At 39.5% G+C, this 25,622-nt stretch carries 22 protein-coding genes and 1 riboswitch; of the genes, 18 read left to right on the plus strand and 4 right to left on the minus strand.

Annotated features, from left to right (window positions below; genetic code table 11):
• Positions 1–85 precede the first annotated feature (85 nt).
• From MKY17_RS13120 to MKY17_RS13140, 5 genes are all read left to right on the plus strand, one after another.
• On the plus strand, positions 86–1,318 hold the full coding sequence (locus tag MKY17_RS13120) for a Zn-dependent hydrolase (protein ID WP_141994917.1): 1,233 nt from the start codon (positions 86–88) through the stop codon (positions 1,316–1,318).
• A gap of 136 nt (positions 1,319–1,454) precedes the next feature.
• On the plus strand, positions 1,455–1,655 hold the full coding sequence (locus MKY17_RS13125) for a DUF3311 domain-containing protein (protein WP_095393819.1): 201 nt from the start codon (positions 1,455–1,457) through the stop codon (positions 1,653–1,655).
• Positions 1,652–3,136 (plus strand): sodium:solute symporter family protein, encoded by a 1,485-nt coding sequence (locus tag MKY17_RS13130; protein ID WP_098372231.1) that lies wholly within the window; start codon positions 1,652–1,654, stop codon positions 3,134–3,136. Before MKY17_RS13125 ends, MKY17_RS13130 begins: the two co-directional genes overlap by 4 nt.
• A gap of 51 nt (positions 3,137–3,187) precedes the next feature.
• Positions 3,188–4,054, plus strand: coding sequence for a carbon-nitrogen hydrolase family protein (locus MKY17_RS13135; RefSeq protein WP_339202125.1), 867 nt, complete (start codon positions 3,188–3,190; stop codon positions 4,052–4,054).
• 71 nt (positions 4,055–4,125) lie between these two features.
• A complete protein-coding gene (locus tag MKY17_RS13140; RefSeq protein ID WP_339202128.1) occupies positions 4,126–5,127 on the plus strand; it encodes a C40 family peptidase in 1,002 nt (333 codons plus the stop codon).
• 556 nt (positions 5,128–5,683) lie between these two features.
• Here the strand turns inward: MKY17_RS13140 and MKY17_RS13145 are convergent.
• Positions 5,684–6,058, minus strand: coding sequence for a DUF2294 domain-containing protein (locus MKY17_RS13145; RefSeq protein ID WP_179086106.1), 375 nt, complete (start codon positions 6,056–6,058; stop codon positions 5,684–5,686).
• Positions 6,059–6,300: 242 nt separating this feature from the next.
• Positions 6,301–6,442: riboswitch (cyclic di-AMP (ydaO/yuaA leader) on the plus strand.
• Between the two features lie 720 nt (positions 6,443–7,162).
• On the opposite strand from MKY17_RS13145, the gene kdpA reads away from it, so the two are divergent.
• The 6 genes from kdpA to MKY17_RS13175 all read left to right on the plus strand — a co-directional run bounded on the left by kdpA (position 7,163) and on the right by MKY17_RS13175 (position 17,620).
• The gene (gene kdpA, locus MKY17_RS13150) at positions 7,163–8,836 is read left to right on the plus strand and encodes a potassium-transporting ATPase subunit KdpA (protein WP_339202131.1); all 1,674 of its coding nucleotides are present in this window, start codon (positions 7,163–7,165) and stop codon (positions 8,834–8,836) included.
• Positions 8,837–8,858: 22 nt separating this feature from the next.
• On the plus strand, positions 8,859–10,898 hold the full coding sequence (kdpB, locus tag MKY17_RS13155; RefSeq protein WP_339202133.1) for a potassium-transporting ATPase subunit KdpB: 2,040 nt from the start codon (positions 8,859–8,861) through the stop codon (positions 10,896–10,898).
• Positions 10,899–10,923: 25 nt separating this feature from the next.
• Positions 10,924–11,481 (plus strand): potassium-transporting ATPase subunit KdpC, encoded by a 558-nt coding sequence (gene kdpC / locus MKY17_RS13160; protein ID WP_339202136.1) that lies wholly within the window; start codon positions 10,924–10,926, stop codon positions 11,479–11,481.
• A 63-nt stretch (positions 11,482–11,544) separates the two neighbouring features.
• Entirely contained in the window at positions 11,545–13,860 is a 2,316-nt protein-coding gene (locus MKY17_RS13165; RefSeq protein ID WP_339202138.1) for a histidine kinase, read from the plus strand.
• Positions 13,861–14,001: 141 nt separating this feature from the next.
• Complete coding sequence (locus tag MKY17_RS13170) at positions 14,002–15,801, plus strand: S9 family peptidase (RefSeq protein WP_339202140.1); 1,800 nt, start codon at positions 14,002–14,004, stop codon at positions 15,799–15,801.
• 268 nt (positions 15,802–16,069) lie between these two features.
• Complete coding sequence (locus tag MKY17_RS13175) at positions 16,070–17,620, plus strand: histidine kinase N-terminal 7TM domain-containing protein (RefSeq protein WP_339202143.1); 1,551 nt, start codon at positions 16,070–16,072, stop codon at positions 17,618–17,620.
• A 101-nt stretch (positions 17,621–17,721) separates the two neighbouring features.
• Here MKY17_RS13175 and MKY17_RS13180 read toward each other — a convergent pair whose 3' ends face one another.
• Positions 17,722–18,435 carry a methyltransferase domain-containing protein gene (locus tag MKY17_RS13180; RefSeq protein ID WP_339202145.1) on the minus strand — a complete coding sequence of 238 codons (714 nt, stop codon included), beginning with the start codon at positions 18,433–18,435 and terminating at the stop codon, positions 17,722–17,724.
• A 175-nt stretch (positions 18,436–18,610) separates the two neighbouring features.
• Between MKY17_RS13180 and MKY17_RS13185 the strand changes: the two genes are divergently transcribed.
• On the plus strand, positions 18,611–18,871 hold the full coding sequence (locus tag MKY17_RS13185) for a hypothetical protein (protein WP_098372242.1): 261 nt from the start codon (positions 18,611–18,613) through the stop codon (positions 18,869–18,871).
• A gap of 269 nt (positions 18,872–19,140) precedes the next feature.
• Here MKY17_RS13185 and MKY17_RS13190 read toward each other — a convergent pair whose 3' ends face one another.
• The gene (locus MKY17_RS13190; protein WP_339202376.1) at positions 19,141–19,779 is read right to left on the minus strand and encodes an SUMF1/EgtB/PvdO family nonheme iron enzyme; all 639 of its coding nucleotides are present in this window, start codon (positions 19,777–19,779) and stop codon (positions 19,141–19,143) included.
• 341 nt (positions 19,780–20,120) lie between these two features.
• Between MKY17_RS13190 and MKY17_RS13195 the strand changes: the two genes are divergently transcribed.
• The 5 genes from MKY17_RS13195 to MKY17_RS13215 all read left to right on the plus strand — a co-directional run bounded on the left by MKY17_RS13195 (position 20,121) and on the right by MKY17_RS13215 (position 24,338).
• Positions 20,121–20,918, plus strand: a complete 798-nt coding sequence (locus tag MKY17_RS13195; protein WP_144529102.1) for a DUF2935 domain-containing protein — start codon at positions 20,121–20,123, stop codon at positions 20,916–20,918.
• 249 nt (positions 20,919–21,167) lie between these two features.
• On the plus strand, positions 21,168–21,818 hold the full coding sequence (locus MKY17_RS13200) for a GntR family transcriptional regulator (protein WP_098372245.1): 651 nt from the start codon (positions 21,168–21,170) through the stop codon (positions 21,816–21,818).
• 113 nt (positions 21,819–21,931) lie between these two features.
• A complete protein-coding gene (locus tag MKY17_RS13205; protein ID WP_339202146.1) occupies positions 21,932–22,720 on the plus strand; it encodes a glucose 1-dehydrogenase in 789 nt (262 codons plus the stop codon).
• 34 nt (positions 22,721–22,754) lie between these two features.
• Positions 22,755–23,507, plus strand: a complete 753-nt coding sequence (locus tag MKY17_RS13210) for an SDR family NAD(P)-dependent oxidoreductase (protein ID WP_339202148.1) — start codon at positions 22,755–22,757, stop codon at positions 23,505–23,507.
• A gap of 45 nt (positions 23,508–23,552) precedes the next feature.
• Positions 23,553–24,338, plus strand: a complete 786-nt coding sequence (locus MKY17_RS13215; protein WP_098372248.1) for a glucose 1-dehydrogenase — start codon at positions 23,553–23,555, stop codon at positions 24,336–24,338.
• 248 nt (positions 24,339–24,586) lie between these two features.
• On the opposite strand, the gene MKY17_RS13220 is transcribed toward MKY17_RS13215, so the two are convergent.
• The gene (locus MKY17_RS13220; protein ID WP_098372249.1) at positions 24,587–24,742 is read right to left on the minus strand and encodes a DUF4021 domain-containing protein; all 156 of its coding nucleotides are present in this window, start codon (positions 24,740–24,742) and stop codon (positions 24,587–24,589) included.
• A 224-nt stretch (positions 24,743–24,966) separates the two neighbouring features.
• Here MKY17_RS13220 and MKY17_RS13225 point away from each other — a divergent pair, with 224 nt between their 5' ends.
• On the plus strand, positions 24,967–25,617 hold the full coding sequence (locus tag MKY17_RS13225) for a lysozyme family protein (protein ID WP_286177123.1): 651 nt from the start codon (positions 24,967–24,969) through the stop codon (positions 25,615–25,617).
• Positions 25,618–25,622: the final 5 nt, after the last annotated feature.

Genomic DNA, 25,622 nt, shown 5'->3' on the forward strand with positions numbered 1-25,622 from the left:
CGTAACTATTCTAAAACAACAATACCTTCACTTTCATTTTTGGCTTAAGCGAACGCATGTAGAATTTAAAAGGGGGATATTCGCTATGAAAAAGCAAAAATTATTAATTAATGGTGAGAGGCTGAGTCATACGCTCGAGAAATTTGCTGATTTTGGAAGGACAGAAAACAATGGAGTCACACGGCTATCCCTTTCCGAAGAAGATCGATTAGTCCGTGATTACTTTTGTGCTTGCTGTAAAGAATTGGGTATGACCATAAAGCTTGATGATATGGGGAATATTTACGCTACTTTGGCGGGACTTGAAAACAAACCGCCTATTGTGATGGGATCACATATGGATACCGTAAAAAAGGGCGGGCGGTTTGATGGTATCTTGGGTGTAGCTGCAGGCTTGGAAGTCGTGAGGACTCTGGTGGAAAATAATATCCAACCTAAAATTCCGGTAATGATCGTCAATTTTACGAACGAAGAGGGAGCCAGATTCGAACCTTCCATGATGTCTTCGGGAGTTCTTTCAGGTAAATTCGAAAAATCCATCATGCTGCAAAAGACAGATAGTGACGGAACGACTTTCGAAAGTGCTTTGAATGCCATTGGATATGCAGGGGATAAAGAGAATCGTTTAAAAGAAGCGACTGCATTTCTAGAATTGCATATTGAACAAGGGCCGATTCTTGAACGTGAATCACTAACGATCGGTGTCGTTGAATGTGTCCTTGGTATGGTGTGCTATGAGATAGAAGTTACAGGAGAATCCGATCATGCCGGAACCACCCCGATGAATATGAGAAAAGATGCTTTCTTCACTGCGAATAGCTTGATTATGGAGGCTCGTCAGAAGCTGGGCATGCTTGATGACGATTTGGTTTTTACGATGGGAAGGGTAAATGTGTTTCCTAATATCCATACGGTTATCCCTAATAAAGTGGTTTTTTCGCTAGAAGCGAGACATAAGGATTCCAATGTCATCGAAAAGGTGGAGGAAGTCATTGAAAGCCTTACAACAACAGGTTTAGAAGGCAGCTGCGACATCCAAGTGAAAAAATTATGGGACAGGGATACCGTTTGGTTCGAAAAATCCATTTGCAATTTGCTTGAGCAATCGAGTAATACACTAGGTCTACCATATAAGAGAATGGTAAGCGGTGCAGGACATGATGCACAGTTTATAGCCAGTTATATACCGACTGCCATGGTTTTCGTTCCAAGCATCAACGGTAAAAGTCATTGTGAAGAGGAACTTACTACTTGGGAAGATTGTGAAAAAGGCGTCAATGTAATATTGGAAACGGTCCTTGCCATCCAAACTACTTAAGACGCATATACGGTTGGTTGAAAGCAGCTAATGACAGTAAGCCACGGATGCTATCAAACCATCAGTTCAGTTTGAAACTAGGCTTGACTGATGGTGATACATCCATGTTCGGAGCCTAATTAGGGGAGGGTATAATTTGGATGCTATTAAGCTATTGCTTTTTGTTCCATTTATAGGGTTCTTAGGTTTATTGCCCTATGCTAATAAAATAGAACCGTACATATTGGGTATGCCTTTTTTGTTATTTTGGGTTGCATTTTGGATGGTCATGGCATCGATCATCTTAATGATTGTCTATAAGTTCGATCCTGATAATAAAGGGAGTGATTCTGAATGAATATATCATTACTCATCATTTCCATCTTCTTGGTTCTGGCACTTTATTTAGGAATAAAAGCAAGAAAAGGGAAGGATATGGACATGGAGCAATTTGCCGTAGGGGGCAGGGGCTTCGGTACATTCTTCATTTTTCTCTTGATAGCAGGTGAAATTTATACAACTTTTACATTCCTGGGCGGAAGTGGGTGGGCTTACTCAAAAGGTGCCGCTGCTTATTATGTTCCCGCCTATATTTTCTTAGCCTACGTCCTATCATATTGGCTCGTCCCTAAAATATGGAGATATTCAAAACGCCATTCCATTATCTCTCAGCCAGAGTATTTTGCATCTAAATATAAGAGCAGGACAATGGGGATGATCGTAGCTGTATTGGGAAGCTTAGCCCTCGTGCCGTACATAGTCATACAGCTCAAAGGATTAGGTATCATTGTTTCCGAGGCATCTTACGGAGCAATTTCTCCAGTTGCTGCAAGTGTCATCGGTGCTGTTGTCGTAACTACCTATGTAATGATTTCAGGCATTCATGGATCAGCATGGACAGCCATACTGAAAGATTTCATGATCTTGGTGGTCGTTATCTTTTTAGGGATTTACATTCCATTTCATTACTTCGGAGGCATACAGCCAATGTTCGAGACCGTCCAAGCTGCTAAACCGGAAATGTTGGTTTTGGCAGATCAGGGATTGAGTCAGTCCTGGTTTGTGTCCACCGTTTTGCTGAATGCACTAGGATTTTATTTGCTGCCACAAACATTCATGGTCGTTTTATCGTCCAATGGGGAAAGGACCCTTCGCAAAAATGCGATTGCTTTACCCTTATACACATTGTTACTGCTATTCGTTTTTTTCATCGGATTTACAGCCATCTTGGAAATCCCGGGTTTGCAAGGGGCTGATGGGGATCTCTCACTTTTAAGGCTGGCGATTCAAACATTCGATCCATGGGTGATAGGGGTTATCGGAGCTGCAGGGTTATTGACGGCCCTAGTACCTGCTTCAGTCATGCTAATGGCTGCATCAGTAGGTCTGACAAATAGCTTTTACAAAGTTCTCGTCCCTGCTGCGACTGAAACACATCAATTGATTGTCTCCAGGATCATCATCATCGGTATCTCAATCATTGCTTTAATTGTAACGGTAACAGGCGGCGAGGCTTTGGCCATCTTGAATATCATGTCATACAGTTTAATTACACAACTGGCACCTTCGTTGTTTTGCAGTTTACCAAAAACCAATATAATCAATAAGTATGGTGCAATGGCAGGGATATTGGCAGGCGTCCTGATTGTTTTATATGCGACAATTGCAGATGTGAAGGTTGCTACATTCCTGCCGGATATTCCACATGTAATTAATGATATCAGTACAGGCGTCATAGCTTTGTTGTTTAATATTCTAGTAACATTCATTGTAAGTGCACTGACTAAACATATCTCTATGCAACAGACCGAAATGAATGATCTGGACAAGATATCCTAATTTCTTTTAACAAGGCTAATGGAATAAAAAGCATGATTTGGGAGGGGTTTTGTGAAAATTAAAATAACGGCTTGTCAATTTCGAGTAGAAAAAGTGTCAAATTTCAATGAATTTCAGAAACAAGTAGAGGACTTGATCACCCAAGTTCCCGAAAACTCGGATTATATCATTTTTCCTGAACTGTTAACCATCGGGTTATCAGCGGCCTTTGGAGAACAAGATGCTTCGTCCGTTATCAGGATTGATGAATATACCAATCAATACAAAGATCTTTTCAGTTCACTTTCCAGAAAAAGAAAGCAGGTCATCATTGCGGGCACGCATATGGAACGCCGCGAAAATGAATACTTCAATATCGCATACATTTTTGATAAAGATGGATCGGTCGTTGAGCATAAAAAAACTCATATCTTTCCTGCTGAAGCGAATTGGCATACTTCTGAAGGTGATGATCTGGAAGTTTACTCCGTAGGTCCGGTTAAAATAGGAATAGCGGTATGTTATGAAGCGGAGATACCTGAAATTTCAAGGATATTATCTGTGAATGGGGCCGACATCATTTTTTGCCCATCATACACATTTACTGAGGCTGGTTTTTGGCGGGTACGCCATTGCGCACATGCACGTGCAATCGAGAATCAGGTATATTTTGTTCATTGCCCCACTGTTGGTGAACCAGGGACACCGCTGCCGAACGGATACGGCCGCGCCAGTATACTTAGCCCCTGTGACAGCGCTTGGCCAGCAAATGGAATAGTAGCCGAGGCGGTAATGAATGAACATACAATCATTACCGGTACGGTCGATATGGACGAACTATATGAGAATCGAAAGAATGGTGCGGCGACCACTTTCAAGGATCGTAATCGCCGAAAAGATATGTATGCAAAATATGAGCCTTATCAAGGGCTGAAATAATCTGTTGAAAAAACACTATTAATACAATAGTGTTTTTTACTAATAAAAACTATTTCGAAAGGGTGATTATTTTGCAAAGGTTAACCGTTGTAGTGCTATCTTTATTTGCTCTTAGTATTTTAGTATTCAGTCCCAATGAAGCTAGTTCAAGAGAGAAGGAGAGAATTGCCTATGTGGATGTAGCCGTGGCCACTCTTTGGACGGAGCCGGGATTATTAAGGGATATCGATGCTTCTTCATCATCGAATCCCGTTGATTTGAATGCCTGGATCGGCTCGATGAATTATGAAGACAAGCTGTGGCTTGTGGGTAACCTGGAAACACAAGCTTTATATGGTTCAAAAGTGACGATTTTAGAAGAAAGGGGTGAATGGGTGAAAGTAGCCGTTGCCAATCAACCGACGCCCCGAAATGATATTGGTTATCCAGGATGGATGCCAAAGGCACAATTAAAAGACGGAAATTCTTTTGAGAAGCAATTTAAACGAGGATTTGCCCTTGTAAATGCCCCGAAGACTTGGCTTTATTCGGATTCGAAACTTCGGTCCAAATTCATGGAGGTCAGCTTCGATACCCGCCTCCCGATATTGCAGGTTAAAAAGGATAAAGTAAAGGTGATGACACTAAGTAATGGAGCAAAATGGATAGAAAAGCAGGATGTTTCCGTCTATCAAAATGAAAATCAAATACCAGCTCCAACCGGTAAGGACATCGTTGAAACAGGAAAGGGATTTTTAGGGCTTCCTTACCTCTGGGCTGGAATGTCCGGATTTGGATTTGACTGTTCTGGATTTACCTATACAATGTACCATGCTAATGGAATAACGATCCCAAGGGACTCTTCCATTCAGGCGCAATATGGCAAAAAGGTGGAACAAGAAAATCTTCAGCCAGGTGATCTACTATTTTTTGCCCATGATAAAGGGAAAGGAAAGGTCCATCATGTCGGAATATTTATTGGTGACGGCAAAATGATCCATTCGCCTAACAGCTCAACACATGTAAGGATAGATGAAATTAAAACATCCGGATACGGAGAGGAATATGCCGGAGCAAGAAGATATATCGATTGATTTTAAAAACCTGAGAGCACCGTGCTCTCAGGTTTTTTTATGTAAACAAGATTTCAAATCTCTCTAACGGATGACAAAACTTATGACCGACCAATGCCATTATCTTCCTGCATATACTGAAAAACCATTTCTTCATGTCTCCTTATCACTATTTCCTCAAAAGTTATATTTTGATATACCTTTTATTGTTGTTAAGTTTATGATTCATACTATTGTGTATTGTGTGACGAATACATATGGGTTTTATGAAGATGAATGGATACAAGTTTCAGGAAAATCATCCATCCGCCATTCAAAGCGAACATCCCGTATCTCATATTGATGATAGGAATAGGAGTGAAGAACCTGAATATCCGTATACTTTTATAGTGTATTAAGTTGGAATAACCAAACTGTTTTTCATGATTGGTGATTTTACCTTTTATTTAAAAGAACAATAAACATCAGAGAAGGGGCAGTAATATTTGTCGTCCCACTGATGTTTTCTTCATATAAAGTTCTTTTGAAATAATTTACTGTAATATTTGTTTGGTAGAATCGTAACTTTATAGCTTTTTTACTTGATCGTTTCAAAAAGACGTTCTAAATCCTTATCCATTATGAAAACTTCAATTCTTTCACCTGTTTTGGTGCTTATATCACTGTGAGAAGAAAGAACCTTACATCCGGTATGATCTTCAACAATTTTTTCGTAATCCTTCGTGTACATTTCACGAAGCAGCGAACGCATTTTCTTTACAAGTTTTTTACCGGAATTGTGACTTACAAGGTGCTTTTCCTCAACAGTCAGAACACCCTTGAAACGGGTTATCAACATATCATTGATAATATACGTTTTAGTTTCTTGAGGTCCTCTTCCAATCAATTCGCGCTGGAACTTAATGAATGCTTCACTTATTTCAGCTTCAAGCCTTTTTTTTGTATTTATCATAATGCCTCCAATTACCTGACCAATTTATGGGGTTTATCATAATGCCAGGTTTGAGTTCTTGTCAATAACAGTTTGTAAAACTTTAGAAAAATGCGAAATAGTTAGTGTTTTAAAGAAATAAAGCACTCTTGTAGCTTAAATGGTTAAATATGGTCTGTAATGAACGAATATGAAGGTTTTTAAAGATTTATTTGAGTTTACAAACCTTCGGTGAGGAGCGTACAATAACCTCAAGAAATACAATTTGATACCGGCCAAATCTCAAGTGATTGAGAACGGAGGACCCACTATTTTTGGGGTTAATTCTGCATTTGCAGAAGGGATGAGATACTCTTTCGCCATCCTACCCGTCAGCTAACTTCGTCGGCTAAAGCGAAGGAGGTCATAAGACCACCTTGTTTCAGGAGGCTTTTTTGTTATGCTATAGCAAAATGGCAATCTGACATTTCCGTAGGTCTTTTTATTATGCCTATAATTGAAAAGGTTTCTTGGAAGACGGATCGCAAAGTAAGCTTTTTGGCTTGCTGGGCGTTAAGTAGACCAATGATTACTTTTTCTCCAACTATATGTTTGCTTCTGCATATCTTTTCTTTTTCTGATGCGTCAAAGCTCGTGACGCTGTAAGAATAAGGATTTATTTGAGCAGGGCAGCTGTACTGGGGGAAAGTAAGCATTGGTCTATTTTTTTTGCCTTAACTGACGTTTTCCTCTGCCTGAGAAAAGTCAAAGTGTTTAAAAAACGAAAGAGATTATCCAATTTCATTCAAAGATAAGGGATGTAAACGATTGAAACCATGGTTTTAGTTTTTTAGCAAAAGGTCTTCTAGATTAAGATACTTACCTTTTAAGGAGGTGGATCGGAATAAAAGTTTTTAGTAGCTGTGTGGGAGGAGTGATACAAAATGGATGTGATAACAATTTTACTAATGGTTACACCGTTTATTCTCTTTTTAGGGTTCATTCATTTTTGTAATAAAGTCATAGCAAATGAGGGTGAGTAGCGTGATGTTTTTAATGATCATCGTCGGAGCGGTTACACTGTATTTAATACATGCCTTAATATATCCGGAAAAATACTAATGGTTACTATCGGAGGAATTGCAAATGGATTTTTTACAAATCGTTGTGGTATTGGCAATTGCGGTAATATTAGCCGTGCCATTGGCTAAGTATTTAACGAGTGTTTATTCTCTTGAAATAACGAAACAAGATCGCATTTTTGGAAGTATGGAACGTTATATCTATAAACTGTCCGGAATTAAGACGCATGATATGACTTGGCAGCAGTACGCCAAGGCCCTGTTATTGAGTAATTTAGTGATGTTCTTTATCTCTTATATGATCCTTCGTTTCCAAGGGGAGTTACCAGGCAACCCCAGTGATGTAGACGGCATGGAGCCATTGCTGGCATTCAATACCGCTGCAAGTTTCCTTACGAATACCAATTTACAGCATTATAGCGGGGAATCGGGCCTGTCATATTTATCTCAAATGGCAGTAATCATATTCCTGATGTTCACGACCCCCGCTACAGGCCTTTCAATGTGTATGGCTTTCTTTAGAGGGTTAACTGGTCAGAGGAATCTAGGAAACTTCTATGTGGATTTAATCCGTACGATTACCCGAGTGCTGCTTCCCTTATCGATTTTGATTGGTTTAATCCTTGTGTCCCAAGGGGTTCCGCAAACATTTAGCCCTACTGCAATTGCGACAACATTAGAAGGAGCAACCCAAAATATAGCAAGGGGACCTGTAGCGGCACTGGAATCGATTAAGCACATAGGTACAAACGGAGGAGGGTTCTTTGGGGTTAACTCAGCCCATCCATTTGAAAATCCTAATGGTTTCACTAATGTATTAGAAATAATATCCATGTTCCTTATACCTGCTGCCCTTCCGTTGACGTTTGGATATATGGCGAGAAATAAGAAGCAAGGCTGGATCTTATTTTCAGCGATGGGACTCATGCTACTTCTCTTCTTGGGCATGACTTATTTTAATGAAAAAAATGGTAATCCATCTTTAGAGCAAATAGGCCTTTCACAAGAGAATGGGAGTATGGAAGGGAAGGAGGTTCGTTTCGGGGTAGCTCAGAGTGCATTATTCACTAGCATCACTACAGCGGCCACTACAGGGTCGGTAAATAATATGCATGATACCCTAACGCCTCTGGGAAGTATAGCTCCACTGGCAATGATGATGGTGAATTGTGTATTTGGCGGAGAAGGTGTGGGGACAATCAACATTCTCATGTATTCAATAATGGCTGTATTTCTTGCCGGCCTTATGGTGGGACGTACACCTGAGTTTTTGGGTAAGAAGATTGAAGGGCAGGAGATGAAATTAATAGCTATAGCCATTCTACTCCACCCATTGATCATATTAGTTCCATCCGCCATCGCTTTAGCGACACAAATGGGATCAGCAGCTATTTCAAATCCTGGCTTTCATGGTATTTCTCAAGTAGTTTATGAGTTTACCTCTTCTGCTGCCAATAATGGTTCCGGTTTTGAAGGCTTAGGTGACAATACACCTTTTTGGAATATTTCCACCGGTTTAGTCATGTTGTTCGGCCGTTACTTTTCCATGTTCGCAATGATTGCGGTCGCAGGATCATTACTGGTAAAGAAACGTGTTCCTGAGACAATGGGAACATTCAAAACGGATAATGGTACCTTCCTTGTCATTCTGTTAGCAACGGTTTTAATTATAGGAGCTTTGACCTTCTTTCCCATAATGGCACTTGGACCAATTGCTGAATGGCTTTCGATTAGATAAATGTTGAAAAGGAGCATTCCAAATGAGTACAGAGCGAATTGCAAATTTAAATAAGAGCATTGTTTATGAGGCAGGTAAAGATGCACTCAAGAAATTGAATCCAAAAGTCATGGCTCGCAATCCAGTCATGTTTGTTGTTGAAGTGGGATTTGTCATTACCTTAATTCTGTCTATATTCCCTGAAATTTTTGGTGGAATAGCTGACAGGGGGTATAACGTTGCAGTAACCATCATTTTATTTGTAACGATCATTTTCGCTAATTTTGCGGAAGCTCTTGCTGAGGGACGCGGAAAAGCACAAGCTAATAGCCTGAAAAAGACAAAGCAGGATACAAAAGCAAGGTTAATCCAGAAAGATGGTTCCATAAAAATAGTCGATGCCTTGCATTTACGTAAAGGCGATATTGTTTTAGTGGAGGCAAACGATTTAATACCAACCGATGGAGAAATCATCGAAGGAGTGGCTGCCATAGATGAATCAGCGATCACGGGTGAATCAGCTTCCGTAATAAAAGAACCTGGTGGAGATTTCAGTTCAGTAACAGGCGGAACAAAAGTTATTAGTGATTATATCAAAGTTAAAGTCAGTGCAGATCCTGGTGAATCATTCCTTGATCGGATGATTAATTTGGTGGAAGGAGCTAAAAGGCAAAAAACACCGAATGAAATCGCACTGGGTACACTTCTGGTCAGCTTGACCATTATCTTTTTGCTTGTATGTACGACGCTTGTGCCAATTGCATCATATATACACGTTACCTTACCCATCGCTACACTTGTAGCTTTACTGGTTTGCTTGATCCCCACAACGATAGGCGGTTTGCTCTCAGCTATAGGAATAGCGGGGATGGATAGGGTGACACAATTCAATGTTATTGCGAAGTCTGGAAAATCTGTGGAAGCCGCTGGTGATATCAATACAATCATCCTTGATAAAACAGGAACGATAACACATGGAAACCGCATGGCCTCTGACTTAATACCGGCTAGCGGTATTAGTCAGGAGGAGCTTACCCAATATGCCGTATACGCATCTTTACATGATGATACCCCTGAGGGCCGTTCCGTTGTGGAATTCGCCAAAAAAATCGGGTTGCCTGAAAATACGCTGAATAAAACCGGTTCGGTAGGAATTGAATTTACAGCTGAAACCAGAATGAGCGGAACTGATTTTTCTGATGGGAAAAGGATCCGAAAAGGTGCGGTTGATACGATCATGAAATATATAGAGCATCAAGGGGGAGAAGTGCCAGCCGGTTTAAAAGATACTTGTGATGAAGTGGCCAAAAAAGGCGGTACCCCACTGGTTGTCACAGAGGGAAACCGTATACTTGGCACAATCTACTTGAAAGATACAGTGAAACCAGGCATGAAGGAACGATTTGATGAGTTAAGGAAAATGGGGATTAAAAGCATAATGTGCACGGGGGATAACCCTTTAACTGCTGCAACTATTGCCAAAGAAGCAGGTGTCGATGATTTTATCGCAGAAGCTAAGCCGGAGGATAAAATCTCCGTCATCAAGCGGGAACAAGCGGAGGGCAAGCTTGTTGCTATGACTGGAGATGGCACAAACGATGCCCCTGCATTGGCACAAGCAGATGTAGGGTTGGCGATGAATACAGGAACAAACGCGGCGAAGGAAGCCGCTAATATGGTGGATTTAGATTCAAATCCCACAAAAATCATTGAAGTAGTATCCATTGGGAAACAGTTGCTCATGACCCGGGGGGCATTGACAACCTTTAGCATCGCGAATGATGTAGCTAAATATTTTGCGATAATCCCAGCCATGTTCATGTTGGCGATACCTCAAATGAAAGCCCTGAACATTATGGGTTTAGCAACACCACAAAGTGCCATATTATCAGCTTTAATATTTAACGCCATTATCATTCCATTGCTAATACCGTTGGCAATGAAAGGGGTTAAATATGTTCCTATGAGCGCTACAAGATTGTTGAAGAGGAATTTGGCCCTTTATGGAGTGGGGGGAGTGTTAGTTCCCTTCATTGGAATTAAAGTGATTGATTTACTTCTTGTCGTGTTAAGAGTGGTGTAAAAATATAAATTAAGGGTGGAATTCCATGTTAAAAAACTTACGTTTGGTTATTGTGCTTCTTCTCATATGTGGAGTGGCCTATCCGGTGCTGATGACAGGCCTGGCACAGTTGACGATGTCCGCAAAAGCAGAGGGCAGTTTAATTAAGAATGAATCGGGAGAAATAATCGGTTCCGAAATGATCGGCCAATCGTTTAAAGATTCTCGGTACTTTCAAGGTCGTGTTTCATCTATTGAATATGATGCAGCTAATTCAGGTACGTTAAACTATTCTCCTTCAAATGAGGAGCTCTTTGATCGGACAAAAAAGGATATTTCAAAATTTTTAGAAGAAAACCCTACTGTCGATAAAGCAGACATACCATCTGATTTAATGACAAATTCGGGGTCAGGGCTTGACCCCAACATTTCTCCTGATGGCGCGAAGGTTCAGGTTTCCCGTATTGCTCATGAAAGGGGATTATCTGAAAAAAAGGTATATCTTCTTGTGGAAAAACATACGAGCAGCCGATCGCTTGGAATTTTTGGTGAACCGCGAATTAATGTTTTGGAGTTGAATATGGCATTGGACAAATTGAAATAATGAAGATTTGGAGAGTTTAGTAGACTCAACTTTTGATATAGAACAATAATTGGAGGTGGTTATATGTCGGAACAGTTTCGAAGGAAAACACCAAATGAAATTAAAGAGTCGATTTCCAATATCAAAAGGGGACGGCTGAAAATCATACTTGGAGCTGTAACCGGTTCAGGCAAGACTTATCAATTGCTTCTTGAAGGAAATGAAATGAAGAAACGTGGGATTGATGTAGTTGTCGGGGTCGTCAATAAGTCCTGCAGTCCTGAGACACTTAAGCAATTAGGCAGTCTAGAACTTATCCCGATTATAGAATGGGAGCGAAATGGACACGTAGAACAGGATCTTGATTTAGATAAGATTTACAAACGGAATCCGGAGGTTGTTTTAGTTGATCGATTGGCTCATGAAAATCATATAAATTCAAAAAACGCCACCCGATTGGAAGACGTTATGGAATTAATTAAGAATGAAATCAGTGTCATTACGACGATAAATATTTATGAGTTGAAAGGAGTGAAGAAAGTCGCAGAGCAATTGCTGAATCTGCCGCTTCACGTAGAGGTTACGCTTCCAGAAGATACTTTGACAAAGGCTGATGAAGTACGTTTATTGGACGTCACTCCAGAAGCCATTTTAAAACGTCTGCAAAATGGGGAAATCGGTAAAAAAAACGAAGGGACGTTACAATTTTACAACAACGGAAATCTTGCCACCCTTAGGGAATTGTCACTTCGGTTTTTAGCGGAAGAAGTGGAAGATGACCTAACTGAACACAGGGAACTAGAAGGGTTAATGGGACCTTCAGGTGCCACGGAACGAATATTGGTCTGTGTACAATATCATTGGAATGGCTCCATATTAATAAGAAGAGGAGAGCAAATTGCCAAACGGTTGGGAGGAGAGCTTATAATCGCCAGCTTTATCCCACTATCCAAAAAACTATCAGAAGAGGAAGAAACCTTTAAAAGCTCCATGCAAAAACTGATCAATAAATTAAATGGGAGTTTTATCGAGATTACAATGAATGGTGACGAAATAGCAGAAGAAATAGTTGGATTCTCCATGAGTCATCATATAACTCGAATTATCCTGGGCCAATCCAAAAAGTCACCGTGGGAGGAGATGATCAACGGTTCCATTATCAATAAAATATTGAGAAAATCGAAGAACATTGATGTATTTATTGTAGCAGAAAGGGTTAAAGCATTTGGTGAGAGAATCATCCCTGCAATAAAGACGGAAAAAAGTAGTGGAAATCCATATCACAGACTCACACCTGATGAATTGCATGAAAAAGTCGAAGGGGTGAAAAGAGGGACATTTAAGATTTATCTCGGAGCTGCTCCAGGTGTTGGAAAAACCTATACAATGCTTAGGGAAGCGAATCAATTGAAGGAAAATGAAATAGATGTAGTGATTGGATTATTGGAGACACACGGGCGAAAAGAGACAGCTGCCCAAGTGGGAAATTTAGAAATCTTGCCGAAAAAACTCATTCCATATAAAAACGTAATGTTGGAGGAAATGGATCTAGATGCGATTATCATTCGGAATCCTGAAGTGGTCTTAATAGATGAATTAGCACATACGAACGTACCGGGAAGCAAGAATCAAAAAAGATATCAAGATGCAATGAACATTTTGGAAGCCGGAATTTCGGTTATTTCCACGATGAATATTCAACATATAGAAAGCTTGAAAGATAGTGTGAAGCAAATTACTGGTGTTTTCGTAAGAGAAACAGTACCTGACAGCATTCTCCACTTATCAGATGAACTTGAGATGATCGATATCTCACCAAATGCTCTCAGAAAAAGGATGGAGGAAGGTAATATTTATGCCATGGATAAAGTCGAACAGTCCCTTAGCCATTTCTTCAAGACACAGAACCTTATAGCTTTGAGAGAACTTGCGCTCCGAGAATTGGCGGATGATGTGGATGACAGATTAGAATCCATGAAACGGAAGGAAGGAGTAAGAGGTCCTTGGAGAAAAGATGAAGTGATTTTTGTCTGTGTCGATCTTAGAGCGAATTCTGAGCGTTTAATTAGAAGGGGGTTTCGTATAGCCTATCGACTTAAAGCGAATTGGTATGTTATTTTCGTCAAACATCAAAATGAACTGCGAACTGATGAAAAATTGATACTTGATAAACTGCTAAGCCTTACACATCGCTTAGGAGGCGTTTTTAAATTATATACAACGAGGGATAGGCAATCTGTGGTCAAGGAGATCAAGAAACAATTACTCACTAAAAAAGCAACACAAGTCATTTTAGGGCAATCAGCAAGAACGAGATGGCAAGAAATTATGGGTGGATCCATTGTTGCTCGTCTTCTAAGAGAAGCTAGACATCTTGATGTTTTGATCGTAGCTGATTAATTCTTATATCAGGGCAGTAATTTTTTAAGAAGTGGCGATCGTGAATTTCCAGATTTCATTTTACCTGCTGTTGGAAGGGAAAATATGGTATAATTAATTACGGATTTTTCTTTATATTATAAATGTAAGGGGTTGCCAAAAATGATCACTTTTCCTAAACCTGATGTTGAGCAATTTTTACGAACCTTTTCCATTGCTGATTTTGCTGTAAGTCCAGATGAAAAACATCTGGTTTTCAGTACCAATTTGAGCGGCAAGTATAATTTATGGGGAATGGATTTGCCAAACTCTTTTCCATATCCGCTTACATCCATTGATCAGAGCTGCCAAGAGCTGATATATGATAAGAAGAGCCGGTTTATAATTGCTGGTTTCGATCAAGACGGCAATGAAAATACCCAGTTTTACGGGGTTCCTTTGAATGGCGGGACAATGAAGGAAATCGTCCATCATGAAAATACACGTAATTTCATGCCAAAATTATCGAATGACAGTAAAAAGCTCTATTACACGACATCCAGAGGAAATCCTTCCTTTCTGAATTCCTATTGTTTAGATTTAGAATCAGGACAGGAGAGGCTGGTACTGGAGGGGAAAGGCGCAGCGACCTATTTATTTGGCTTCAGCCCAGATGAAGAAACCTTACTTTACTATAAACACTTTGCTAATACATATACCCTTCTCTATGCAAAAAAAGGGAACGAAGATATCCTGCTCACTCCGCCCTCTGAGAAACAACACACAGTGAATGATGGTGTTTTTGTTTCGGATTCGATGATATATTTATTGACTGATTATGATTCGGACTTTACCTATTTGGCTTCATACAATCTTGAAACAAACAAATTCAGTAAAGTTAAAGAATTGGAGAATGAGAGTTTTACTGCCATTAAATATAGTAAAGAGAACCAACTATTATATATAACCAGTCAAAAGGGTGTAGAGGATCAATTATATGAATTCAATCTGCAAAATGAAGGCTGGAGAAATATTCCCGTCCCGTGCAGCGTCATTAATAAACTTGAGGTTGCTTCATCTGGCACGCTTTACTTATTTGGCATGAGCGCAACAAAGCCTCATAATATCTATAAAAAAACAGGTGATGAGTGGGTATTATTAACTAAATATACTGTTCCTGGCGTCGATTCCAATGAATTGGTTGAACCGGACATCATTAAATACCCTTCCTTTGATGGCCTGGAGATCGAATCGTTATTTTTTAGGGCAAAAAGGGAAAACGACAATGGTGAAGTCATTTTTTGGCCACATGGAGGTCCTCAAGCGGCAGAACGGAAGTCCTTTAGGGCATCATTTCAATTTTTCCTAAATCACGGTTACAGTATTTTTGCGCCAAACTTCCGCGGTTCTACTGGATATGGTTTGGAATTCACGAAAATGGTTGAGGGAGATTGGGGAAATGGACCAAGACTTGATAATGTAGCCGGCCTTGATTGGCTCATTAACCAAGGGCATGCACAAAAAGGTAACATTCTATTGATGGGGGGAAGCTTCGGAGGGTATATGGCACTTCTGCTACACGGTCGTCATGCGGATTATTTTAAAGCGGTTGTCGATATTTTCGGACCATCCAACCTCTTCTCATTTATCAATTCCGTTCCAGAAGACTGGAAGCCAGTCATGGATCAGTGGGTAGGAAATCCGGAAAAAGATAAAGAAAAACTAATCGAGTTTTCGCCTATCACCTATTTAGAATCCATGATAAAGCCAATGCTTGTCATTCAAGGAGCAAACGATCCCCGTGTCGTCAAAGCAGAATCAGATCAAATCGTTCGAGCGTTGAAGGATAAAGGAAGAGATGTCGATTATATGCTTCTGGAAGATGAAGGACATGGATTTTCCAAAAAAGAAAATGAAATTGCCGTCTATCAAAAAATACTCACATTCTTAAAGCGATTCACAGCAATAACAGAGAAGGTATAATCTGCATCTAAAAATTCGTTTAATTTCATTTAATTGGAAACCCTGCCACTCACATTCAAAGGGATGAAGCAGGGTTTTATGTTTGAAAACTGGATGTTATTTTAGGTTCGGCGGTTTGGGGAGTTAATAAATAGCTTCCCAGTTTGGCGTGTTTTAAAAAAACCTGACAATTAAAACTCAGAATTCCCTGAATAAACTCTGGTCATCTAGTCATAAAGTGCTATATAATATACGGAAAAATATTTTTTGTTAAACGGAGTTGATCGCATTGCCACGGGAATTATTGTTATACATACTCGTAGTTATAATGGCAGGTGTTTTAAGCTTTTTCCTGTGTTTATTTGCACAGTTAAGGATCAAGGATGCACCTGGAGCAAAACCCTATATTCTCGTGACATTATTGTCTTCCATTTTTACTTTTTCCTATGCTTTCGAACTTTCCAGTACATCTTTGGAACAAATCATATTCTGGTTAAGGGTCGAGTACTTGGCCTTACCATTCATCCCAGTATTCCTTTTGTTGATGTGCATTGAATATATAGGGCAGAGAATTAAGAAGGTTTGGCAATATGCGCTCTTCATCATTCCGTTCATCACCATCTTCTTGCATTATACAAATGACCTTCATCACTTGTATTACAAATCAATGGAATTGAGAAGCGATAGTCCTTTTCCAATTATAAAATTGGTGGGGGGCCCTTGGTTTTACGTCCAATCCCTATTTCTTTTTTTATGTGTCATGATAAGTATAATCATATTGCTAAAGCAGGTGAAAAAATCCTCATTCAGATTCAGGATGCAAATATCAATGATGGTGGCAGGTCTTCTTATTCCTATAATGGCAAATTACTATTATATTAATGGATTAAGCTCATATGGTATCGATCTTGGTCCTGTATCCATGAGTATCACGTTTATCTTTCATGGTGCGGCACTTTTGACTTTTCAAATGTTCAATGTAGCCCCGATCGCTCGGGAAACTGTCTTTGAAAGTATGAAAGAGGGTGTCATCGTTTTAAATCAACAGGGTTTGATTGTTGACTATAACCATGGAATGCGCAAAGTCATACCCATGTTGGATGAACATTCCATAGGTAAATCGATTACAAGTGTGCTAAATGGGAATCATCATCTTAGCGAAATAATCGAACTTAAGCAAGACAGTGATTTTAATTGCAGCCTAAATGGTAAATTGGTTCATTACCATATTGGTTTTTCACCCGTGCTCAACAAAAGTAACCTGCCTATCGGACAGATCATCACCTTCGCCAACGTAACTGAAAGAGTGCTTATGCTGGAAAAGTTGAAACAACTGGCCAGCTTGGATGGATTAACCCAAATATTGAATAGAACATTTTTCATTAATGAATCGGAAATGTTATTCGATGCTCTAAGCATGGAAGGCGGCAGTGTTTCAGTCATCATGTTCGATATCGATCATTTCAAAGATGTAAATGATACTTTTGGACATGAAGCAGGGGATGCGGTCATAACGCTTGTTGCAAATACTGCAAAGGAACACATTCGGGAAGGAGATTTATTGGGGCGTTATGGCGGTGAAGAATTTATCATATGTTTGCCGGACACCGCTTTAGCCACTGCATATGAGTTGGCCGATATTATAAGGGAAAAGGTATCTGAAAGCATTACAGTTGTTAATGAAGAAAAGATTTCCGTTTCCTGTAGTTTCGGGGTGACTCATGTCTTAATTAAAGCTGGTGACCGAAGCCAATCCATCAAAACATTGATGCCACGGGCCGACCAAGCCTTATATGCCGCAAAGAAGAATGGACGAAATTGTGTAAAGATCATCGCCTAAGATAACAGAACCATCCCATTAAACCTTGAACTTGTTCTAGGTTTTTTTATTGTGTTCAAAATTCCTGACAATATTGAACTGTATAATGCATAATAAATGCCCTACTTTTTACTTGCTCTGTATACTCTATATCCGAGGCTGTTTCCATAAGATAGAATGAGGCGGTAATGTTCGTCCATGACTCGTTCCAAGGATTCATTCAATGGCTGAACGAGGCTATTTAATGCTGAAGAATTCATTAATTCCTCTAAGACGGTACTCGATCTCAAGATTTTTAAATCTGTAAATCCGTTTTGTTGGAAGGCCTTTAACCATTCGGATTGCGTCAATAATTCTCTTAAATTATAAAAGTCCATGATTTCTTTTTTTGAGGCAGAATCAAGGCTGGTTTCTGCTGTCATATCAATGGATAACAAAGTTCCTTCTAGTTTAAGGACCCTGAAAAATTCACGGAGCGATTTTTGTATATCCGTGAATGCAGTCGTTGATTCGGCTATGATAAAGTCAAAAGAATGATTGTCAAAAGGCAGTTCTTCTATTGAAGCCTTATATAGGTCAATGCTTAAGTTAGCTTGTTGGAATCTTTTTTTTGCATGTTTCACCATCTCTGGGTGATTATCAAGCGCGGATACTTGGCAAAGAAACGTTTTTGCCAAGTAAGATGAGGTTTGCCCAGTCCCGCATCCGGCATCAAGGATTATTGACGTATGATCGATTTCTTCATTTTTCAAGAGCTGCTTAGTCAGTTCAAATCCACCAGGGTGTGCCCCTTCAATTCCAATTATGGCTAGTGCGTCTTGGTATGAGTGGTTCATGGCATAATCTCCTTTGGTACATGTATAAATGTATTTTATGCTTTGGTTTCAAAGTGTGTTTAACCATTAACAAGGAATATAGGAAAGACTTTTAAAGGTTTGGTGGGTATTTAATTCATGCAGGCTAGTCCCCGAATGCATACGATGTATAATCGACGGACAAGGGGAGTGTAAAATGGGTTATCATAATTATTATCATAAATGCAGGCAAGGTGTTGGAAGGCCGGTTGAAATTCGTACAAGTAGAGGAACCGTTCATCGGGGAATCATACACCGGGTTACACCGAACCGTGTATATATTCGTCCATTTGACGGTGGCGGAAACCTTGGTGGGTTTGGTTATGGAGGTTTTAATGCAGGATTTGGATGGGGTGCTGCAAATGGATTTGCCTTTGGGGCAATTGCATCTTTAGTTTTTCTCGCATTTCTCTGGTAATCGAATGATGAAAATATTAAAAAACCTGAAAAATTATCAGGTTTTTTATTTTGTTCACAATCGGAATCCAACCAAAAAAACTGGAAAGAAATATGAATAGCAGTACGGCTTCTTTTTTCTGGATTTAATCTCTAATCGATCCTTTTTGTTGAACTTTCTTCTTTTTGGGGGTTCAACACAAATACATACAGCTGATCTTTCTGTTTTCACTCCTGTTATCCGTTAGTAAAACTGTAAAACCTTGAATTAAGTTGGCTTGATTGCTGAAGTTAAAAAGACCGGGCAAGACGGAATCCTAGGTCGTCTATGCAAAATGTCGGATGGCTGCGCCGACGACATGAAGCTCCACAACCCCTGGCATCCTCAGCCCAGCTACCACCTCGAAAAATACGGTAGGTGCCGTACACTTGTTCATCATATAAATCCCAGCACCACTCCCAAACATTCCCTAACATATCATGCAAACCCCATGGATTCGGTTCCTTTGTTCCTACTTCATGGATTATGCCCCCTGAATTTTCGTTATACCAGGCAATCTTATTCAGATCACCATATCTATAACCAGCAGTCCCAGCTTTACATGCATATTGCCACTCTGCTTCTGAAGGAAGTCGAAAACCGCTTGATTCCCAATCACAAACTATGTTTTCACCATTTTTAGAATAACACTCTCCCAGTCCAGCTTTCCGTGAAAGTAGATTACAAAAAGAAATTGCATCATTCCAAGAAATATTCACAACAGGTTTTAAATCTCGATCAAAAGAATTAGGCGATTTATTTGTAATATCATAGTAGAAATCCCTAGTAACAGGATAACGGGCAAGAAGGAATGGTCTTATTTCAGCTTTCCATTTGCTTTTAATTCTGTCGTCCCTTAATTCTATTTCTCCCCCTGGAATTTTCACCATTGGACAGTTAATGTAACTCATTATTTCCTTAGACAAGCTACCTTCCTCCAAATGATCAGAATTTTACAAATCTTACCACAATCAGAACTATTAAATCAATACAAATATAGATTCAAATATGTGCAAACCACCGTTTTGAAGAGGGTATGCGGAGTAGATGTGATTATGTAATGCAATTATGATTGGAACACATTAATTTTTCTTGGTGCATGAACTATCGAGCGGGGAAGGGAGCAAGCTTAAGCTTCATGACCCCCATTTAATTAATATTAATAAGTTTGTAGGTTTTGGAATACAAATTATAAGTGAGTTTCGATACTTTAAATTATGGGGGAGAGCGAATGAACGAGTTTTTGGAAAAAACAGCAAGATTTGAGCATCGGTTTTGGCTGCAAATCTTAGGAGACCATGGCAGGTTCATCCATGAGTCTTTAGCTCCGGTTGAAGTGGAAAACATTGAAATTGCCTCAGAATTCATTCGAATTTTTGATACTCTCCTTGGTAAAGCCAATTCAGAAGAGATTTCGCAACTAACTGCCATGGCAGAAGAAGAGGCATTAAGGTTTCGAGAGTTTAAGCTATCCCTACTTAAAGAACATCTGGTAGGTAAAATAAAAATACATCTTTCACCTTCATTCATTAATCATATGGTGAACGAATTAGAAGAATATTTAAGATTATTGAAATACTTCAATTCAAATCAAATGCCGCCTGTTTTCCATGAACTTCATCATCATTTGCTTTGGCTGTTAGATGCAGCTGGGCATGCAGGTGCAATATCATCCAATATGGATGAAGTTGAAAAAAGATTAAAGGAGAAAAGTGACCAATATAAAAAACATTTTAATGATTTTTATTTAAAAGCTGTTGAAATGGCTGGATATTTACGAACCAATCTGTCAACATTCCCAGCATTGGAAAAATTGAATCAGGACGTTACTTTGGAAATTAAATTCTTTCAGCACTTTCTGCTTGAATTGGAGGAGCTTGACCTCAGTGCGCAGGCTCTTGGAACGTTTTCACCATTAATGGCAGATCATATGTGGCGTGAAGAATGTTATTATTTAACGAAACTCGCTGAATCGACAGACACAGAAAAGCCAAACTGCGATCCAGCGAAACCTAGGCTAGTGGAATAAAAAAGTGAACCAGAGAGCCCTTTCTATAAAAGGGGCTCAAATCTGTTGAATTTAACTTCAAACTCAGTAGGATATTTAACTCTTCGAAGAAGCGTTCGGTCATCTTGTCTTTCTGAGCCTCGCATGGTTAAATACGTTTTTCTCGGTTGGTTAACATTACGGAGTGTAATTTTTAAGGAAGTTAATTCCTATCCTTATGTTATACTAAAAGAACTAAAATCAATTATAGAAGTATAGGAGTGCTGAAAGATGTTTGGAAATACTTCCAATTTGACAGATGGCATTTATTTTGGAGAATCGTTACCACAACAAATCGCTAAACACATTTTAAAAAAAATCATTGAAGGGGAAATAGAAGCTGGAGAGAAAATCGTCGAAGAAGACATTTCCAAAGAATTGAATACGAGCCGTGCACCAGTACGCGAAGCCCTTTATCTATTGCAGGTTGACGGTATTGTTGAGAGGATACCAAGACGGGGAACGATCGTCAAGCCATTTTCACAAAAGGAAATCATTGAATATAATGATGTTACGATCGGGCTGATCCAGATGGGCATTGAATTTTCCCAAGGGAGATGGCACGAAGAAAATAAGCAATCATTACGAAAGCATTTGGAAAGTGCAACGGATGAGTGTAAGAAAAGTAATGTAATTGAGTATCAAAAAAAAGCTGAACAGATATTTCGATATATTCTTTCAATCGCTAATAACAAAGCATTATCCAGATTTTTTGAGGAAGCCGGTCATATCCTCATGGTTTTTGCCCAAAGTCAATGGAATACAGAAACGATGGAAAATTTCCATTTAAGATTAAAAATGTCTATTGAGGCCATTATCGAAGAGGATTTCGTTAAGGCAAAAAATGAAATTCATGAAGCTCTGAATCGTGGAGTGATGTAGAGTCTTTGACTCTAAAACCAAATTGTCGACAATCGACAAAATTAGTGTTATGATGTAATCGTATTCAAACAAGAATATCATCACCAAGATCAAAGGGAGAAAGGGAGAATATTATGCAAGCATTTGATTTTACAGAAAAAGTAGCAATTGTTACCGGTGGCGGCGGGGGTATCGGCCGGGCAGCTTCTATTACACTTTCAGAGTATGGAGCCAAAGTGGTTGTTGTAGACCTTTCTGAAGAGGCTGGCATGTTAACGGTTAATGAAATCAAAGAAAAAGGCGGCGAAGCGAAGTTTGTTAAAGCCGATGTTACAAATGAAGACGATATAAAAAATTATGTTCAAAAAACGATAGATTCTTATGGGAAAATCGATATTTTCCTGAATAATGCAGGGTGGGAAGGCAAAATCATGCCACTTGTCGATTATCCTACTGAAGTTTTCGATCAATTAATGTCAATAAATGTACGCGGCGTTTTCTTGGGTTTGAAACATGTATTGCCCTATATGATTGAACAAAAAAGCGGGGCGGTCGTGAATACAGCTTCAGGAGCTGGCTTACTCGCAACGCCAAACATGGTGGCGTATGGTGCAAGTAAACATGCGGTTCTTGGAATGACGAAAACTGCTGGTGTCGAAGTTGCTCCCCATGGTGTACGGGTGAATGCCGTCTGCCCAGGTGTCGTCAACACGGCTATGATGCGGTCGATTGAAAGCGGATTTGGTCAAGGTGATTCCGCGGCAGCTGAAACGGCTAGAAAACAGTTGGAAGCAACGACTCCGGATGGTCGGTATGCTGAGCCGCAGGAAATTGCAAATCTAATGATGTACTTAGTATCAGATCTTTCCAGCCACATTACGGGTCAAGAACTTGTAATTGACGGCGGGGCCATTTTAATCTGATAAGCAATAGACTTTATTATAGGGGGACGAATACATGAGTTTAAAAGGAAAAGTCATAGTAATTACAGGAGCAGGCAGCGGAATTGGAAAGGAAACGGCATTTAAATTAGCTGAACAGGGAGCTATTGTCGTAGCGGCTGATTACAATGATGTTGCTGCTAAAGAAACGGCTGAATCTATTCAACAAAAGGGAGGCATGGCTTCTTTTGTGAAAGTGGATGTAGCTAAAGCGGAAGAAGTGGAAGCGATGGTAGAAGCTGCAGTTGCCAATCATGGCACCATCGACGGAATTTTCAACAACGCTGGAATTGGACTAGTAAAACCATTTTTAGAGATGGATCCAGAGTCTTATCACAGAGTCGTTGATGTTGATCAACACGGCGTTTATTATGGCATGTATTATGCAGCAAGGAAGATGGTGGAGCTTGGGGTAACAGGCGCAACGATTGTTAATACAGCTTCAATATTTGGGACGATGGTTTCAATTGGCAGCTTTAATTACCATGCTGCAAAAGCTGCAGTCATCGCCATGACTAAATCAGGAGCAATTGAACTTGCGCAATATGGGATTCGTGTTGTCGGTGTGGCACCAGGTTTTATTGAAACGCCGATCATTGGTGATGATCAAGAGTTCCTGGACAGTTTGGCACAACTTCATATGAGGAAAAAATTGATTCAGCCAGAAAAAGTTGCTGAAGTTGTAACGTTCCTGTTTTCTGAAAAAGCGGATGCCATTAATGGACAAGTCATTCCTGTTGATGATGGATTCTTAAGCTTTAAGGGGTAAATTATAAATAGATTTTTCAGATAACTTAAAAAGGGAGTTTTGTCAATGAGCAAACGATTCGATGGCAAAGTAGTAATCATTACAGGTGCAGGATCAGGTTTAGGACAAGCAGCCGCATTGGAAATGGCTAAAGAAGGAGCTAAACTTTCATTAGTTGATTTAAACGATGCATCTTTGGAAGCAACAAAAAAATTAATCTTTGAAATTGCACCAAATTCAGATGTGCTTCTGATCACTGCAGATGTTTCGAATGAAGAAGCAGTAAAGAACTATGTAGACCAAACAGTCAGCAAATATGGTAGAGTCGATGGTTTTTATAATAATGCGGGTATCGAAGGTAAACAGGCACCAACGGCTGAATACGATAGCAACGTTTTCAACAAAGTAACAGACATCAATATTAATGGTGTATTTTATGGCATGAAATACATCCTGCCAATCATGAAAGAACAAGGATCAGGGGCAGTGGTGAACGTTGCTTCTGTAGGCGGAATTCGTGCTGTGCTTAACCAAGCTGCGTACGTTGCAAGTAAACATGCTGTAGCAGGATTAACAAAAACAGCCGCCATAGAGTATGGTCAATACGGAATCAGCATAAATGCCATTGCACCAGGAGTAATCTTAACAGCGATGGTAGAAGGTTCATTCAGGCAAATAGGCGGGGAGAATTGGGAAGAAGCAATGGCGGATTTCGTCAGTGTGAATCCTAAAAAACGCTTTGGTAAACCTGAAGAAGTCGGCCGTTTAGTCGCTTTCTTATTATCAGGGGAATCAGAGTTCATCAATGGGGTAGTCATTCCGATTGATGGCGGACAATCATCACAATACTAATTAAGTAAAGGGAGTGCCAGTATTAGGTCACTCCCTTTTAATGGTATCCTTTATGGTTAGAGACCAAAACTTTTTTGGATTTGATGAAAACGAAGACTTTCTGGGTTTTCGTTTTTTTTGCTTATGTAAAAAATCAGTTTATAGCCTAAATGCGAACCTTTAGAATAGATTCAAGAAGCTAAAAAACAGATGAACTCATAAAAAAAACGCCATACAAGGCGCTTAACAAAATTTCAAGAAACCAATCGTTATTTTTCTTTATCATGAAGCTTATCTTCATATTCAGTTTCCAACATACCATACAGACCATTCATTTCTTGTTCATCAGGATCTGCCCCAAACTCATTTCTATTTTTTTTCTTTTTATCATCAAGGATTTCTTCTTTATCATTCTTCCTATCCATACATATCACCTCCACACAATAGGGTGTCTCATTATCCGAAAAAACATACGCTGAGCGACCAGGTCTTTTTAAGTTTTCTTGCGTTTAAGTTAAGAGTTAAACATAAAATACTAATTCATTACTAGTAATCTCATTTTCAACAACATTTAATTGGTATTCTAAATAGTTATAACTCTTACTATTTGTTAAGATATAAATATATAACTTAGAGATAACGGAGAGAGATTGTGAAGAAGAAACGTAAGAAATCAAAGAATGTTTTTGTCATTTTTATTCTCATTTTTGCATTTTTGCTAATAAAGGAGATCATGCGAACCCCCAATTCTGAAAATGTTTCCACATCAGTAAATACGCTTGATTCTTTTGCGAACGTGAAAAAGTATAGTTCACTTCTCAGAGACGAGTTGGCTAAATACGGGCTTGAGGAGCATACTTCGACATTGATTGCTTTGATGCAGCAGGAAAGCCGAGGACGGGGCGGTGACCCAATGCAGGCATCTGAGTCAGCGGGTCTTGATCCAAATACAATCACAGATCCAACGGAAAGCATTAAGTATGGAGTGAAACATTTTAAGAGAATCAATGAATACGGCAATGAAAAGGACGTGGATTTTGCCACGATCATTCAAGCATATAACATGGGAATTGGTTATATTGATTTCGTTGCGAATAAAGGGGGCAAGCATACTGAGGAGCTTGCGAAGAAGTTTTCCATGCTTCAGGTCGAAAAAAACCCTACCCTTTATGATTGCGGCGGAGACAAAGAGAATTTTCGATACCCATATTGCTACGGTGATTACTCGTACAGTGCCAAGGTATCTAAGAACATTGAGGAGCTTGCCGACAGTATATCGGCTCAAGCTGATGGTGAGTGAGGAGA

It is taken from the genome of Peribacillus sp. FSL P2-0133, assembly GCF_037975445.1.
Taxonomy (GTDB): Bacteria; Bacillota; Bacilli; order Bacillales; family DSM-1321; genus Peribacillus; species Peribacillus simplex_E.

What these genes read in the sequence shown, in the direction of transcription:
- MKY17_RS13130 (WP_098372231.1), top strand. Translation starts at nt 1,652, where the DNA reads ATGAATATATCATTACTCATCATTTCCATCTTCTTGGTTCTGGCACTT.
- MKY17_RS13220 (WP_098372249.1), bottom strand. Translation starts at nt 24,742, where the DNA reads ATGGATAGGAAGAATGATAAAGAAGAAATCCTTGATGATAAAAAGAAA.
- kdpC (WP_339202136.1), top strand. Translation starts at nt 10,924, where the DNA reads ATGTTAAAAAACTTACGTTTGGTTATTGTGCTTCTTCTCATATGTGGA.
- MKY17_RS13120 (WP_141994917.1), top strand. Translation starts at nt 86, where the DNA reads ATGAAAAAGCAAAAATTATTAATTAATGGTGAGAGGCTGAGTCATACG.
- MKY17_RS13210 (WP_339202148.1), top strand. Translation starts at nt 22,755, where the DNA reads ATGAGTTTAAAAGGAAAAGTCATAGTAATTACAGGAGCAGGCAGCGGA.
- MKY17_RS13170 (WP_339202140.1), top strand. Translation starts at nt 14,002, where the DNA reads ATGATCACTTTTCCTAAACCTGATGTTGAGCAATTTTTACGAACCTTT.
- MKY17_RS13180 (WP_339202145.1), bottom strand. Translation starts at nt 18,435, where the DNA reads ATGAACCACTCATACCAAGACGCACTAGCCATAATTGGAATTGAAGGG.
- MKY17_RS13185 (WP_098372242.1), top strand. Translation starts at nt 18,611, where the DNA reads ATGGGTTATCATAATTATTATCATAAATGCAGGCAAGGTGTTGGAAGG.
- kdpA (WP_339202131.1), top strand. Translation starts at nt 7,163, where the DNA reads ATGGATTTTTTACAAATCGTTGTGGTATTGGCAATTGCGGTAATATTA.
- MKY17_RS13145 (WP_179086106.1), bottom strand. Translation starts at nt 6,058, where the DNA reads ATGATAAATACAAAAAAAAGGCTTGAAGCTGAAATAAGTGAAGCATTC.
- MKY17_RS13195 (WP_144529102.1), top strand. Translation starts at nt 20,121, where the DNA reads ATGAACGAGTTTTTGGAAAAAACAGCAAGATTTGAGCATCGGTTTTGG.
- MKY17_RS13165 (WP_339202138.1), top strand. Translation starts at nt 11,545, where the DNA reads ATGTCGGAACAGTTTCGAAGGAAAACACCAAATGAAATTAAAGAGTCG.
- kdpB (WP_339202133.1), top strand. Translation starts at nt 8,859, where the DNA reads ATGAGTACAGAGCGAATTGCAAATTTAAATAAGAGCATTGTTTATGAG.
- MKY17_RS13200 (WP_098372245.1), top strand. Translation starts at nt 21,168, where the DNA reads ATGTTTGGAAATACTTCCAATTTGACAGATGGCATTTATTTTGGAGAA.
- MKY17_RS13190 (WP_339202376.1), bottom strand. Translation starts at nt 19,779, where the DNA reads ATGGTGAAAATTCCAGGGGGAGAAATAGAATTAAGGGACGACAGAATT.
- MKY17_RS13215 (WP_098372248.1), top strand. Translation starts at nt 23,553, where the DNA reads ATGAGCAAACGATTCGATGGCAAAGTAGTAATCATTACAGGTGCAGGA.
- MKY17_RS13205 (WP_339202146.1), top strand. Translation starts at nt 21,932, where the DNA reads ATGCAAGCATTTGATTTTACAGAAAAAGTAGCAATTGTTACCGGTGGC.